Source organism: Acetobacter okinawensis (genome assembly GCF_002153655.1).
In the GTDB taxonomy this organism is placed as follows: Bacteria; Pseudomonadota; Alphaproteobacteria; order Acetobacterales; family Acetobacteraceae; genus Acetobacter; species Acetobacter okinawensis_A.
Window position 1 is genome coordinate 21,108 of the sequence record NZ_JOPJ01000009.1, and the last position, 15,211, is coordinate 36,318.

General features: G+C 57.5%; 12 protein-coding genes. 8 read left to right on the forward strand and 4 right to left on the reverse strand.

The genetic code is table 11. From position 1 onward, the window contains the following. Window positions 1–63: 63 nt before the first annotated feature. From HK26_RS05905 to HK26_RS05915, 3 genes are all read left to right on the forward strand, one after another. Entirely contained in the window at window positions 64–597 is a 534-nt protein-coding gene (locus tag HK26_RS05905) for an adenine phosphoribosyltransferase (protein ID WP_086639055.1), read from the forward strand. A 153-nt stretch (window positions 598–750) separates the two neighbouring features. Further along, window positions 751–2,985, forward strand: a complete 2,235-nt coding sequence (locus HK26_RS05910; protein WP_086638931.1) for an FUSC family protein — start codon at window positions 751–753, stop codon at window positions 2,983–2,985. A gap of 77 nt (window positions 2,986–3,062) precedes the next feature. After that, window positions 3,063–4,361 carry a glycerate kinase type-2 family protein gene (locus HK26_RS05915; protein ID WP_086638932.1) on the forward strand — a complete coding sequence of 433 codons (1,299 nt, stop codon included), beginning with the start codon at window positions 3,063–3,065 and terminating at the stop codon, window positions 4,359–4,361. 61 nt (window positions 4,362–4,422) lie between these two features. On the opposite strand, the gene HK26_RS05920 is transcribed toward HK26_RS05915, so the two are convergent. The 4 genes from HK26_RS05920 to HK26_RS05935 form a co-directional block, all read right to left on the reverse strand. Next, window positions 4,423–5,022: a uracil-DNA glycosylase family protein gene (locus HK26_RS05920; RefSeq protein ID WP_086638933.1), complete on the reverse strand. Its 600-nt coding sequence runs from the start codon at window positions 5,020–5,022 to the stop codon at window positions 4,423–4,425. A gap of 218 nt (window positions 5,023–5,240) precedes the next feature. Beyond that, entirely contained in the window at window positions 5,241–6,659 is a 1,419-nt protein-coding gene (locus HK26_RS05925) for a c-type cytochrome (RefSeq protein WP_025825390.1), read from the reverse strand. Window positions 6,660–6,706: 47 nt separating this feature from the next. Then, window positions 6,707–8,938 (reverse strand): PQQ-dependent dehydrogenase, methanol/ethanol family, encoded by a 2,232-nt coding sequence (locus HK26_RS05930; RefSeq protein WP_086638934.1) that lies wholly within the window; start codon window positions 8,936–8,938, stop codon window positions 6,707–6,709. Between the two features lie 208 nt (window positions 8,939–9,146). Further along, complete coding sequence (locus tag HK26_RS05935) at window positions 9,147–9,707, reverse strand: hypothetical protein (RefSeq protein WP_086638935.1); 561 nt, start codon at window positions 9,705–9,707, stop codon at window positions 9,147–9,149. A 162-nt stretch (window positions 9,708–9,869) separates the two neighbouring features. Between HK26_RS05935 and HK26_RS05940 the strand changes: the two genes are divergently transcribed. The 5 genes from HK26_RS05940 to cyoD all read left to right on the forward strand — a co-directional run bounded on the left by HK26_RS05940 (window position 9,870) and on the right by cyoD (window position 15,096). Next, complete coding sequence (locus HK26_RS05940) at window positions 9,870–10,643, forward strand: Bax inhibitor-1/YccA family protein (RefSeq protein WP_086638936.1); 774 nt, start codon at window positions 9,870–9,872, stop codon at window positions 10,641–10,643. A gap of 592 nt (window positions 10,644–11,235) precedes the next feature. Further along, window positions 11,236–12,162, forward strand: a complete 927-nt coding sequence (cyoA, locus tag HK26_RS05945; protein ID WP_025825396.1) for a ubiquinol oxidase subunit II — start codon at window positions 11,236–11,238, stop codon at window positions 12,160–12,162. A 5-nt stretch (window positions 12,163–12,167) separates the two neighbouring features. Further along, on the forward strand, window positions 12,168–14,159 hold the full coding sequence (gene cyoB / locus HK26_RS05950; RefSeq protein WP_086638937.1) for a cytochrome o ubiquinol oxidase subunit I: 1,992 nt from the start codon (window positions 12,168–12,170) through the stop codon (window positions 14,157–14,159). Next, window positions 14,159–14,764 carry a cytochrome o ubiquinol oxidase subunit III gene (gene cyoC, locus HK26_RS05955; RefSeq protein ID WP_086638938.1) on the forward strand — a complete coding sequence of 202 codons (606 nt, stop codon included), beginning with the start codon at window positions 14,159–14,161 and terminating at the stop codon, window positions 14,762–14,764. Before cyoB ends, cyoC begins: the two co-directional genes overlap by 1 nt. After that, a complete protein-coding gene (gene cyoD / locus HK26_RS05960) occupies window positions 14,764–15,096 on the forward strand; it encodes a cytochrome o ubiquinol oxidase subunit IV (RefSeq protein WP_086638939.1) in 333 nt (110 codons plus the stop codon). The genes cyoC and cyoD overlap by 1 nt, the downstream gene beginning before the upstream one ends. Window positions 15,097–15,211: the final 115 nt, after the last annotated feature.

The window sequence follows — 15,211 nt, forward strand, 5'->3', positions numbered from 1 at the left end:
AAGGCAGGATGGAAAACGCGCTTCCACGGCGTTGGGCGCATGCATGAAGGATTGTCACATATCATGACGGGACGTCAGGACATCGACCTCAAGGATTATATCCGTCACATTCCAGATTTTCCCAAGCCGGGTATTCTGTTTTACGATATTTCAACCCTGATGCGAAACCCCGATGCATGGCAGATTGCCATGGGGCGCCTGACCCGCCAGATTGCCCCCCTCCAGCCGGACCTGCTGGCTGCGGTGGAATCCCGCGGGTTCCTGACCGCCGCTCCGATTGCAGACCGGATGGGCTGCGGCATGCTGATGCTGCGCAAAAGCGGCAAGCTGCCCGGCCAGACAATTGCCCACACATATGACCTTGAATACGGCTCCGATACGCTGGAAATTCAGGCCGATGCCGTCAAACCCGGCCAGCGCGTTGTGGTTATGGATGACCTGCTGGCAACCGGCGGCACACTTGCAGCCTCCATTGCCCTGCTGCGCAAGGCTGGTGCCGAGGTTGTTGGCGCGTCCGTTCTGGTTGAACTGACCGGCCTTGGCGGGCGTGACAAGCTGGATACGACCGTAACAAGCCTGCTGTCCTACGAAGACTAAACGCGGAGCGTAGTTGTCCCTTATGCCATGTCCTGTGCGGAACGCTGGGTGCAGGACAGGGCATACGAGGTGTGAATACGCTTTTGCGTTTCTTTGGAGTAAGAAGAAGCGGATGGCAGTATTTACGATCAGTCCTGACCGGCAGAACGCGGCATGAAGGCTGCGGCGTTTTCATTTGGCCAGTTCTGTCAGGCCTTTAAAACCATTGTCCGTCAGGCGTTGGAGGGCGGTGGCCCCCCGCGTGACCTGAGCAGGCTGCGCTGGCTGTTTGCCCCTAACCTGCTGTCTTTTGGCTATGCGCTCCGCACCACCATTTCCTCCCTCATAGCTCTTGGCATTGCCCTGTGGTGGGAGCTGGGTAGCCCGCAATGGGCCGCCCTGACCGTGTGGATGGTTGCACAGGGTACGCGCGGCAAATCCATTGCCAAGGCGCGGTGGCATATGTTTGGCATGGTGGTTGGCACCATCTGTGCCCTTGTCCTTGTGGGCAGTATGCCGCAGTCGCCGTTGCTCTATATTTTTTGGGTGGCGGCGGGTATTGGCGGGTTCTGCTTTGTGGGTACCCTGTTGCCCGGCCCTGCTACCATGACCAACTACCGTATCCACGGTATGCGGGCCTCTGGCTTTACTTACGCCATTATTGCGCTGGATGGGGCTGCGGCCCCAGACCAGATTTTTCATATCGCCATGGCGCGCGCCACATATATTACGCTGGGCATTGTGGTGGAAACCACCATTTCCTCCCTGTTCCAGTATAGGCTTGGCCTGCGGGCAAGGAACAGGCTTGCCACCAATTTTGTGCAGGCTCTGGATGGCGCAGTTCCAGCCCTTGTGCGCCTGCTGGGTGGGGACCGGCGTGCCGTGGCTAACTCCCCCGATGTGTTCACAACCATTGTCAGCCTGAGCGATCAGGTTGAGTTTGCCGAAGTGGAAATGGGCGAACACCAACATGAGGGCGACCATGCCCGTGCCGCCCTTGCCGCCATAGCTGTGCTGATGTCACGCGGGCTGGATTTGGGGGCCCTGCTGTCCATGCCGGAAAGTCAGGGCAGGGACTACCGGCAGGTTGCGGGGCAGGTGGCTGATTTTTTACAGACCATTCCCCAGCGTCTTTCGGATGACCTGCCTGTGGCGCCTGTTCTGCGGGATCTGGTGGCTTTGCGTGCGACCTGCACCCAGCTTGCAGCGACCTGCCTTGAGCAGGAAATGATCGCGGCCACAAACCCGCCCATTGATGTGGCGCAGGAGAGCAGTCTGTCGCGCGAGGGGCAGCTTCTGCACAAACTCGGAGCCATTCTGGACGAGCTGCAACAGGCCATTGAACAGTTCGAAATGAGCCGCAACCCCGTGCTCCATGACCACTTCCGCTATCCTATGCGGAGTTATCGTGACTGGCGCATGGCCTTTACCAACAGCCTGCGTGCCTCGGTCACTATTTTCTGTTCAGGTATTCTCTGGATTACAACCGGCTGGACGGATGGGCTGACATTCATGATGTTTGTCTCCATCGTCTGCGCCCTGTTCTCCACACTGGAGCAGCCCGCACTGGCCACGCAGGCGTTTTTGCATGGTACAATCGTTGTGGTGGGCATGAGCGGACTGCTTGACCTGTGGGTCATGGCCCAGCCCACTATTTACGAAACACTGGCCCTTTGTCTGGCCGTACCCATGCTGGTGGGGGGGCTGGCGTTTGCATGGCCGCCTCTTATTCTGGCGGCCGTTGCGTATAACCTGTTCCTGCCCATTCTCATCGGCCCCATGAATCAGGGCCGGATGGATGAACTTCTGTATTTTAACACCGCTTTGCCGTTGTTTCTGGCCATGGTTTTTTCCATGTGGATGTACCGGCTGTTCCTGCCTTTTGACCCCGATGGCCTGCGCTGGGACCTGCGGGTAAGTATTCTGCGCCGTCTGCGCAGGCTGGCCCAGCAGCGTGCCGCCCCCCCAATGACCGAAATTATTGGCCGTGGGGTGGATGGCTTTGTCCGCCTTGCCTCCATGACCACCGATGACCGGAACACCTATGTGCGTGACCGCTACGTCAGCGGTGTGCTGTCTGGCATGACCATAGAGCTGAACCTGCTGCGCCTGCGCGTTATTCTGGCCCGAGACATTCTGCCAGACGACGCCCGGCACGCCACACAGGCGATGATGAACCGCATGCGCCAGTTTTCGGGGCGGTATGGTGGGCAATATGGCCGCACCGCCCGTGCTGCCCATCTGGCCGTGGAATATCTGACCCGTATGGAGCAGGCCGAGACCAATCTGTCCGTGCGCGAGGAAATGTTACGTGTGCTGGCCAGCCTGCATGTGATTGAAACGGAACTGAAGGAAAATCAGGCGTTCTTTGATGCATCCTCCCCGTATCTGGACAAGGCGTTTTCCTGAACGCAGTCTGTGCTGCTTTCTGGTGGTGCGCGGGGCAAAGGTGTTCAGGGGCAGGCCAGAATAAAAAGGGGATCATCATGTCAGATGCAAGCCATGCGTGGGATCATGCGCGGGCCACAACCGTGTTGCGGTCCATGTTTGATGCTGCCGTAGCCAGTGCCGATCCGTTTTTGGTGTTGGCAGCCCACCTGCCGCCCAAGCCCAAGGGGCGTTGTGTTGTGGTGGGTGCGGGCAAAGCGTCTGCCGCCATGGCCGCAGCGTTAGAGGCAGCATGGCCCGATGTGCCGCTGGAGGGGGTTGTAGTCACGCGGGATGGGCATGCTGTGCCCACACGGCATGTGCGCATCCTCGAAGCTTCCCACCCTGTGCCAGATGGCAGGAGCGAGGCCGCCGCCAGAGCGGCCATGCAGGCGGTAAGCGGCCTTGGCCCGGATGATCTGGTGATAGCCCTTGTTTCTGGCGGCGGGTCGTCCCTTATGGCGCTGCCAGCACCGGGCCTGACGTTGGAAGATAAACGCGCGGTCGGCAGGCAGCTACTGCACTCTGGTGCCACCATTACAGAAATGAACACCGTGCGGCGCGCCCTGTCCGCCATCAAGGGCGGGGGGCTGGCGCAGGCTGCCAGCCCTGCGCAGGTCCTTACTCTGGTGATCAGCGATGTGCCGGGGGATGACCCATCGGTCATTGCCAGTGGGCCAACGGTGCTCCCGGCCAGTACTGGGGCAGACGCCCTGCAGATTGTGGCGCGTTACAGGCTGGACCTGCCCCCCACCGTGCATCAGGTGCTTGAACGCCATGTGGCAGCGCAACGGGCGCACACACCTGTTGTGGACCCGCGTAACCGTGTGGTGCTGATTGCAACCCCCCTTATGGCGTTACAGGCCGCAGCAGAAGTTGCGCGCCAGCAAGGGCTGACCCCACTTATTCTGGGGGATGCGCTGGAGGGGGAGAGTCAGGTGGCAGGTATTCTGCTAGGGGGCATGGCGCGCTCAGCCCGCCTGCATGGCCTGCCTGTGTGCCCCCCTGCCGTGCTGCTGAGTGGGGGGGAGACAACAGTCAGCATCCGCGCAGGGGAGACGGCGGGCAAAGGGGGGCGCAACACGGAGTTTCTGCTCTCCTGCGCGCAGTTTCTGGGGGGCGAGGGTGGAATTTGGGGGCTGGCGGGGGACAGCGATGGCATAGACGGCACAGAGGATGCCGCAGGGGCCATTTTTGCACCCGATACACTGGCCCGTGCGGCACAGGCCGGGTGTCTGGCCGAGCCATTCCTGCGTAACCATGACAGTTATAGTTTTTTCAAGGCCGTGGGGGATCTGGTGGTAACGGGTCCAACACTGACCAATGTGAATGATATACGCCTGCTGCTGATTGCCTGATGTACGGAGGAGGCGCGCCTTGCCCAAGCCGCCGTGGCGTAGCGGCGGGCATAAGTCCGTTTTATGCCGCCAGAGCGCGAGCAACCTCGCGGCGCAGGGCGGGCAGAATGGTCTGGGCAAAGGCTGGGGTGCGCCGCTCCCACATGCCCGTGCGCCAGGAGGGGTGCGGTAGGGGAAAATAGGTGGGCAGGTAGTGCTCGAACTGCTCTACCCGCTCAAACACCTTGCCTTTGCCCAGCACATGGTTTTGCGCGTAGGAGCCGACCAGCAGGGTCAGCCGGATATTGGGCAGATGGTCCAGAATACGCTTGCGCCACAGTGGTGCGCATTCCGGCCTTGGGGGCTGGTCCCCCCCTTTGGGGAGCACGCCGGGGTAGCATAGCCCCATGGGCACAATGGCCACTTTTTCCGTATCGTAAAAAAGAGCAGGGTCCATGCCCAGCCATGCCCGCAGGCGCTCGCCCGAGGCATCGTTAAATGAAATTCCTGTCTCATGCACTCTGGTGCCCGGAGCCTGACTTGCAATCAGCAACCGTGCGCGGGGGGAGACATGCAATACAGGCCGTGGCCCCAGTGGCAGCGCGTGGGCGCAGGCCGTGCACCCACGGATCTGCTGGAGCAGGCTGTCAAGCTGGTGGTCTGTTGTGGTGTGTGGTGGCAGGGGAAGGTCCTGTTCAGCAAAGTATCACGCCCACAGCATATGGGGCTGCAACCACGCGTATAAAAGAGGGCGGTGGTGGGTGCTGGTAAGTCTTGCTTCCCAAGATCAGGGCACCCGCTGTGTGGTGCAGGGCAATAAAAAACACCGCAGCGTTGCCACTGCGGTGTTTTTCTGGTCGCGTCCCTCAGAGGAAGGGCGAAGCAGGGGTCGGTAAGACCTTACTGCTCTGCGTCTACCCCGGTGTGGGTCTGCGGTGCAAAGGTCCAGCCAGAGCCGTAAGGCTGCGGCATGAACAGGCCCCATGTAGCCGTTGCTGCCGTGGGGTCAGCCCAGCCTGCGGTCGGGATCGGGGCGTGGTCCAGACGGAGTTTCTGAACGTCAGCGGCGGTCACGTTGGCAGGTGCCTTGTTACCCCATGCAGAGCGGATGAAGTTGACCACATCAGCAATCTGCTGGTCGGACAGAATGCTCTTGTAGTCCGGCATGGCAACAGCCGAAGGTGCCCAGTTGGTGGGCGGCAGCACGCCACCAGCCACGATGATGTGGGCAATGGAGGTCGGGTCGTCAGTGACCACCACAGAGTTACCAGCCAGCGGCGGGAACATACGGGCTACACCACCACCATCGTTACGATGGCAGGCTGCGCACTGTTCAACATAAACCCGTGCACCCGGGTTGCTGGCCGTGTTGCCAGAATCCAGCGCCTGAGCCGTGGACGGATCGTAGGTGTAATCCCCGCGTGATGGCGGAACCGGCGGCAGAGCCTTCAGGTACTTGGCAATGGCGTGCAGGTCGGAGTCCGTAAAGTACTGGGTGCTCCAGCCAACCACGTCGGCCATGCCACCAAATACGGCGGAGTGGTCGGTACGGCCGGATTTGAGGAACTGGAACAGGTCATCTTCAGACCAGCGGCCCAGACCTACGACCGGGTCGTTGCGCAGGCTCGGTGCAATCCAGTTGTCGATCGGCGCGCCGCCAGCAAGGAAGTCAGGCCCACCGGCTGCATCCAGCGCCTTTTCCTGCATGGCAAAGCCACGGGGTGTATGGCACGCACCGCAATGCCCGGCACCCGTGACCAGATATTCACCACGGGCGATTTCGGGGTCCGTACCCGGAGCAGGCGTAAAGTCCTTGGGCGTGGGTGCAAACATGGTGCGCCAGATAGCCAGCGGCCAGCGCATGGACATGGGCCAGCTAATGCCGACCTCACGGTTTTTCTGGGCGACCGGCTGCACACCATGCATGAAGTACGCGTAAAGCGACTTCACATCATCCTGCGTCATGCGGGAGAAGGCGGGATACGGCATGGCCGGATAAAGCGTGCTGCCATCCTTGCGGATGCCATGGCGCACGGCTTCATCAAACTCCTGCAACGTATAGGTGCCAATCCCGTAGGTGGGGTCAGGCGTGATGTTGGTCGAGTAAATCATGCCGATGGGGGTTTTGATCGCCAGCCCACCTGCAAACTTCTGACCGTTCAGTGCTGTGTGGCAAGCCACACAGTCACCAAGACGGGCGACATACTCGCCCTTTTTGATCAGGTCTTCCTCAGCTCCCTGTGCATGTGCCAGGGAGGTTCCTGCCAGAAGCCCGACAGTGACCGCTCCAAGAGCGGCTTTTAGTCTGTTCATCATCATTTTTACCACTGTATCGCTTGTGTACCGAATGACGTCATGACTGCCGCTTATTGGGGCGGAATGCCCACGACCGGGGTCAGCGGAACACCCTGATCATTCTTTCGGGCATCCACTTCACGCTGATAGCTCTCGTTCGCACGCTTGATGAGGTACTGACGGATGGACTCGATTTCCTCAGGCTTCATGCTCGTGTCAAAGCGGTCCATGCCATAAGCTGTCAGTGCACCACGGCCAACAACGTTGTAGAACGCATCCTCATGGCGGATTGCACCGGACCAACGCAGGTCGGGGAGCACGCCGGAGCCTTCGCCGTTGTCACCATGGCAGGTCTGGCAGTAGGTCTGGTACTGGAAGTAGCCTTTGGCTGCTTCCTTGGTGTCATATTCCGCAGGCGGCTTGACGGGCAGGAAGCCCAGTTCGTTCATGGCAGGCAGTTTGGCTGTGCCATCGAGTGAGAACACGGCCACATAGGAGTGGTTGACTGTCCAGCCAGATGTACGGCCCATCGCACCCATGGAGATCGGGTAGATACCGCCCCAGCCCACTTCAACCGCAACATACTGCTTGCCGTTGACGCTGTAGGTTATGGGAGGAGCAATAATGCCGCTCTGTGCGTCAAACTTGTAAAGGTCGGCACCGTTTGTGGCGTCATAGGCATGGAATTCGCCGTTTGCCAGCCCCTGGAACAGCAGGTCGCCGCCAGTTGCCAGAACGCCGCCGTTCCATGGGCCTTTGTGGTCGATCTTCCACACGGTTTCCATTTTAACCGGATCCCATGCCAGCAGTTCGCCTTTAAGGTCCTTCAGGTATGCGGAGCGGGCTTCGGCCGAGTCAGGCAGGCCGGTCTTGGTCATGTCCAGACCGAGGTTCCATGCATCCGGGTGTGCCTTAAAGCCGCCAACCTGGTTCTGGTAGCCAAACGGAATCTGGTGCGCTGGCAGGTAGATCAGGTGGGTCTTGGGGCTGTACGCCATGGACATGAAGTTATGGGCACCCAGCGGGCCGGGAATACCGTACCAGAAGTTGCCGTTCAGGGTCCACAGGCCTTCAGGCTTGTAGATCGGGCGGCCCGTCAGCGGGTCAAGGCCGCTGGCCCAGTTTTCGTACACATAGTTCTTGCCAGCCAGGAATTCACCCGTCTTGGCGTCGAGCATGTAGAAGAAGCCGTTCTTGGGAGCCTGCACAACAACGTGGCGCATCTCACCATTGATTGGCACGTCAAGGGTCATGACCTGCTGGACCGAGGTGTAGTCCCACTGGTCCATGGTGGTGGCCTGGAAGTGCCAGACATACTCACCCGTTTCAGGCTTGACGGCGACAATGCTGCCCAGGAACAGGTTGTTGCCGATCCCTTCGGAGCGGTATTTGTAGTTCCAGGGGGAACCGTTACCGACGGCCAGATAGACCAGATCGGACACGGGGTCATACACAATGGAGTCCCACACGGTGCCACCACCGCCCTGACGGACCCATGCCCCGTTGGGGCCCCATGTCCGGTAGGCTTTGGTCATCAGAACATTATCCGACGCTGCATGGTCGGGTTCGTTCTTGTTGTTAGGCACTGTGTAGAAGCGCCACTTCAGCTTGCCGGTTTCCGCATCAAAGGCGGAGACAAAGCCGCGGGCGCCAAATTCTGCACCACCGTTGCCGATCAGGACCAGACCCTTGGCAATGCGGACGGCACCGTCAACAGTGTAGGAGCGCTGCTTGCCCAGAGAGGCATCGGCTGGAATGGTATTGATTTCCCAGACTTTTTTGCCGGTTTTGGCATCCAGGGAGATCAGGCGGCCGTCAAACGTGCCAAAGTAAACCTTGCCGTTCCAGTAGCCTGCGCCACGGTTAACCGTATCGCAGCAGCCTTTGTCAGCAATGTTGCCGGGCACCTTGGGGTCGTATTCCCACAGCAGTTTGCCGGTTGCCGCATCAAGGGCTTTCATTTTGGACCAGTTGGTCGTGGCATACATGATGCCGTCCACAATCAGAGGCGTGCCTTCCTGACCGCGGTTGCTGTCTAGGTTGAAGTACCAGGCCAGCTTCAGGTTACCAACATTGGAGCGGTTGATCTGATCCAGCGGGCTGTAGCGCTGTTCAGAGTAGGTGCGTCCATAGGACAGCCAGTTCTCGGGGTGCTCATCGGCGTGGATGATGGCTTGTCCCGTGTCACCCAGACTGTCGGCGCGGGCAGGGGCTGCTGCGTAAGGTAGGGCAGCGGCACAGATTGTTCCAGCCGCGAGAATTCCTAGCAGCGAACGTCTCTTGGCGGAGGCGGGGCGGGTCATGCGTTCATGTCCTCGACTGTGTATCAAGATGAGGAAAAATAGAGCCGGAAATCCGGTTTCTCACACATCAGCCAAGGCGGGCGCTGTATGTCAATCACGCCAAGAGAATAGCTGCATCCCCACATATTCGTTCCTGATAGGGAACAGGCGTATGAAAGCGCGGTTCAGATGTGTGCGTGAACGTGTGTGTCACACCTGAAACACTCTGTTATAACATGTTGGGCGGGGCGGTATAAAGGTCCGAAAACTGGTACTCCGCCATCACTTCCAAAAAGGTGTTTTCACGGTTTTTTCCAGTCTTGAACACGGTGAATTCGCAAACTTCTTCTGTCTGGGCAAAGAGATGGCGGTGGGTTGCAAGCCATAGATTGCATGCCGTGGGGTCCACCTCTGTGATGTCCGCCAAAGCGATGCCCGATGGGAGCAGGGAGTGGCTGGAAGGCACACCGGCCTGCCGTCCCGCGTTTCGGATTTTCACGGAAAGGTGATCTATAACAGAGGCTTCTACCGTGGCTTCCAGCATGATTCGGTTCCCTCTGGCCGACACGTCAAAACCCGTGTGCCGGAGTGTGACCGGGGTGGGCAAGTGGAGCGCATACAGGCATTGGTCCAACTCCTCCCACTCTGGCGGCTGCATGCGCCCGAAGGCGACCAGAGGCAGATAAAGCACAGGTGTGGGCCGCCATTCCCGAGACGGGAAGAAGTCCTGAAAACCGTGCAGGAAAACGCGCATATCCACAGGGAGGGAAAGACCAACAGTAAGGTACATAACTGGCCTTATGGCTGGGTGTGGGACATATAGGGACCATAACACCGACAATTACCCGCAGGCCCAGCTATTATATGATGTGCCGTACCCTTGACGGAAAGACAGGGCAGCCACAAGTATAAAGCAAAGCCAGACTTGTCTGGATAAGGAGAGTAGAAAACCATGTCGTTTAGTCGCGACTACCGTTCCCCCGCATCAGCGTCAGGCTGGAACGATCAGGCCAGTCTGGACGCTGGACTGCGCAGCTACATGCTGCGTGTTTACAACTGGATGGCATCTGGCCTTCTGCTGACCGGAATTGTGGCCTACGCCATTGCCAATACCGGGTTGAGCAGCCTGTTCTTCCAGGTTTTCCAGACTGCGGCGGGGCCGTTGCCGCGCCCGACCCTGCTGGGTGATCTGGCTATGCTGTCCCCGCTGGCGTTTGTGCTGGTCATGTCGTTCGGGATCAACCGCCTGTCCCTTCAGGGGGCGCAGGGTCTGTTCTGGGCGTTCTGTGCTGCCATGGGTGCCAGCATGGCCAGTGTGTTTGTCATTTATACGGACACCTCCATCGTGCGCGTGTTTTTGGTCACGGCATGCATGTTCGGTGCGACCTCCCTGTGGGGGTATGTGACAAAGACCAACCTGCTCCAGTTCGGGTCTTTTCTGATGATGGGGCTTTTTGGTCTGGTGATTGCCGGTCTGGTTAACCTCTTCCTCAAGAGCCCGACGGTGTACTATCTCTATAGCATTGTCGGGGTGTTCATCTTTACGGCGTTCAGCGCGTTTGATGCCCAGCGGATTCGGGTCACATACCCACAGCTTGCTGCGTATGAAGGCCCGGAAATGACCGCCAAGCGCAGTGTCTATGACGCGCTGAGCCTCTACCTGAACTTCATCAACCTCTTCCAGTTCCTGTTGCAGTTCATGGGTGTCCGCAATTCCAGCGATTAAGACCCGCCTGCCAGTGTCCTGACGGAGCATTCTGCTTGCGTCCAAGGAAAGCCCGGTCAGTTATGGCCGGGTTTTTTTGTATGGGCAGTTATGCTTGGTCCGAATGATGGCATGAAAATCAAGAATGGGTGCCAAAATGGTCCTGATTTCAATTCTTTGCATTGTAACACGGATGTGAGATTTTGTGTGGTCTCTAACAATATGAAATCTCAGACTAAATTTTGCCATTATTGGATTTTTTGAAATATTTTGAAATAATCCGTGATATCCCCTTTCCCTCATCCAGACGCCTCAAAAGTGGGCAAATGCCATGCTTAAAACGGCTAACTGATTGTGACGAAAGGCAGATGGAACTTTTCTGACGTTTGAGAATCCTCTCGTAGGGAATAAAGTGTGCGCAATGCGTTTCCGCCGGGTTCGTGGCTGCGCCGTATGCACCATGTTCGGGTCTTCTTACCGGAGGACCAGAATGTGGTGCAGGTGTGGATCACCCCCGCCGGGACGTGGTTTTTCTTGCTGTTGACAGGCTTCTGTGGCAGCAGGGCAAAAGTCTTTGTGAGGCTAAGTTGATGTCAGAACCAAGAGGCGTGCGATGAAAAACAAGTTACTGGCGAGAACGGCGCGATTGGGCGGCCTATCGTCAGCGTTGCTGCTTGCCGGGTGCGAACTAGACGTTCTGGACCCGAAAGGCCCGGTGGGAGAGGGGATTAAAACCCTGATTACCACCTCTGTGGTCGCAATGCTGATCGTAGTGGTTCCGACCATTATTCTGACACTTTGGTTTGCCTGGCAGTACCGCCAGTCCAACACGAGTGCCGAATATCTGCCGAAGTGGAGCCACTCCAACAAGATTGAAGTGGTGATCTGGGGCGTTCCGTCCCTGATTATTCTGTTTCTGGCAGTGATCACCTACCAGACCTGTCATTCTCTGGACCCCTACAAGCCGCTTGAAGCAGAATCCAATGCCAAGCCGCTGCATGTTCAGGTTGTGGCGCAGGACTGGAAATGGCTGTTCATTTACCCTGAACAGGGAATTGCAACAGTTAATCAGTTGGCAATGCCGGTCAATACGCCTGTTGACTTCGACATCACCTCTGATTCCGTGATGAACTCGTTCTTCATCCCGCGTCTTGGTTCCATGATTTATGCAATGGCAGGCATGCAGACCCAGCTTCATCTGCTGGCAAGCGAGCCGGGCGATTACATGGGTGAATCCGCCAACTACAGTGGGCGTGGCTTCTCCGATATGCGGTTCCATGCTCTGGCGATGAGCAATGATGAGTTCAACGCCTGGGTCGAAAAGGTGCGTGCATCTTCCGAACAGCTGGACAGCCAGACCTACCCCAAACTGGCAGCACCAAGCGAAGCGAACCCCGTCGAATATTTCGCGCATGTTGAACCCGGCATGTTCAACACGATCGTTGCCAAATACAACAACGGCATGGTCATGGACAAAAGCACTGGCAAGATGATTCAGGTGCAGCAGTCCGCGATGTCCGACATGAATATGAAGGAATAGGATCTATGCTAGGGAGACTATCGCTTTCGGCCATCCCGTTGGATGTGCCGATCCTAGTAGGTACGTTCATCGGCGTTCTCATTGTCGGTGTCGCGGTACTGGGACTGATTACCTATTACGGCAAGTGGGGCTACCTCTGGAAAGAGTGGTTTACCTCTGTCGATCATAAGCGTCTGGCTGTCATGTACATTGTACTGGCGCTGGTTGCTCTGGCCCGCGGTTTTGCGGACGCCATCATGATGCGTACCCAGCTTGCGCTGGCCTATGCCGGTAACCCCGGTTACCTGCCCCCGCATCACTACGACCAGATCTTCTCCGCTCACGGGACGATCATGATCTTCTTCCTGGCCATGGCGTTCATGACCGGTCTGTTCAACTTCATTGTGCCGCTCCAGATTGGCGCACGTGACGTGGCTTACCCGTTCCTGAACAACCTGAGCTTCTGGATGACGGCTGTTGCGTTCATGCTGGTGAACATCTCCCTGTTCATTGGTGAGTTCTCGCAGTGCGGCTGGCTGGCTTATCCCCCGCTGTCCGAAATGCAGTTCAGCCCTGGCGTGGGTGTTGACTACTATATCTGGGCGATCCAGATCTCTGGTGTTGGCACGCTGCTGACCGGTGTGAACTTCTTTGTCACCATTGTTAAGATGCGCGCTCCAGGCATGACCTGGCTGAAGATGCCCGTGTTCACATGGACGGCGTTCTGCTCCTCCATCCTGATCATGGCGACCTTCCCCGTGCTGACGGTTGCTGTTGCCCTTCTGGGTCTGGACCGTTACTTCGGTATGCACTTCTTTACCAATGATGGTGGCGGCAACCAGATGCTGTACCTGAACCTGATTTGGGCTTGGGGTCATCCGGAAGTTTACATCCTTGTTCTGCCTGCCTTTGGTGTGTTCTCCGAAGTGGTGCCTGCCTTCTCCGGCAAGCCGCTCTTTGGTTACAAGACCATGGTCTATGCGACCTGCTCCATCATGGTGCTGTCCTTCCTTGTGTGGGTGCATCACTTCTTCACCATGGGCGCTGGTCCGGACGTGAATGCCTTCTTCGGCATCGCAACCATGATCATCTCCATCCCGACCGGTGTTAAGCTCTTCAACTGGCTGTTCACCATGTATAAAGGTCGCATCCAGTACCATGCTTGCATGTATTGGGCTGTTGGCTTCATGGTGGTGTTCACCATCGGTGGTATGACCGGTGTGATGATGGCCATCCCCGGTTCCGACTTTGTGCTGCATAACAGCCTGTTCCTGATTGCCCACTTCCATAACGTGATTATCGGTGGTGTGTACTTCGGTTACGTCTGTGGCATGAACTTCTGGGCTCCGAAGGTTCTCGGCTTCAAAATGAACGAAGCATGGGGCATTCGCGCCTTCTGGTTCTGGCTCGTTGGCTTCTTCTTTGCCTTTATGCCGCTTTATGTCCTCGGTTTCGAAGGCATGACCCGTCGTATCAACCACTATGACAACCCGGCCTGGCATCCCTGGATGCTGATCGCCGAAGTTGGCGCAGTGCTCATCCTGTTCGGTGTTGTTTGCCAGCTGATGCAGATTTTTGTCTCCATCCGCGACTGCAACAAGCCCGAAAACCGCGACTTCACGGGTGATCCGTGGAACGGTCGTACGCTGGAATGGTCCACGTCTTCTCCTCCGCCGGTGTATAACTACGCTATTGTCCCCCATGTGAGCTCGCTCGATGCGTTCACGCATGACAAGGAAAATGGCATTGATACCCGTCAGGCTGGTGCTCAGTACGAAGCGATCCATATGCCCAAAAACACGGCATCTGGTATTTCTGCTGGTGCGTTTGCCCTGATCTTCGGCTTTGCCGCTGTGTGGTATATCTGGTGGCTGGCAGCCATTGGTCTTGTGGGCGTGATCGCTACGGTCATCGCACGCAGCGCCAACAAGGATATTGATTACTATATCCCTGCTGAAGAGGTTGCCCGGATCGAGAACGAGCACACCCGTAAACTGATGGCACAGGCAGCAGAATAATGGCACAGAACACAACTGTTCCGACCGCAGGCCACGACGAGCATCACCACGAAAATACGGTGGTGTTCGGGTTCTGGGTCTATCTGATGACGGACTGCATTATCTTTGGCTCTCTGTTCGCCACGTTTGCAGTCCTGCGTAACCAGTTCAATGGTGGGCCTACCCCCCACGAACTGTTCGAGTTTGGTGGGCTTGGGCTGGAAACAGCCCTCCTGCTTCTCTCTTCCATCACTTATGGGTTTGGCATGATTGCCGCCCATAAGACCCAGATCAGTCAGGTTATCCTGTGGCTTGGCGTCACATTCCTGCTTGGTCTTGGGTTCGTTGGTCTGGAAGTGCGTGAATTCGCGCACATGATCGCGGATGGCGCTGGCCCCGATCGCAGTGCATTCCTGTCTGCGTTCTTCACGCTGGTATCCACCCATGGTCTGCACGTGACGTGTGGTCTGATCTGGATTGTTACCCTGATGGTTCAGCTGATGGGGACAACTGAAATTCCGGAACGCATGATGAACAAGCTCACCTGCCTGAGCCTGTTCTGGCACTTCCTGGATATCGTCTGGATCTGTGTTTTCACCTATGTCTATCTGGCGAGCATGATCTGATGAGCAATCCGAACACATCCTCCTCGGGCGAGAGCCACGGTAGCGTATCTTCGTACCTTATCGGCTTTGTTCTTGCTGTTATCCTGACGGTTCTGTCGTTTGGTGTGGTGATGAGCCACAGCCTTGCGCCAACCGGCACGCTGGCCGCACTTTCTGTTCTGGCACTTGTTCAGGTTCTGGTGCATCTGCACTACTTCCTGCACATGGGCAGTGGCTCGGAAGCACGTTGGAACAACATTGCGTTTGTTTTCACCGTTGCATTCGTGTCCATCCTGATTGTCGGTACGGTCTTTATTATGGCCAACACGTCCATCAACATGATGTCTCGCTGATATCATGTGGGGCGTTGCCACTCCGGCCTGTGCCGGGGTGGCGGTCCGCACAGAAAACCCCGGGGCCTCAGGGCTCCGGGGTTTTTTGTTGGGCATATGGTGGGGTGTCTTACAT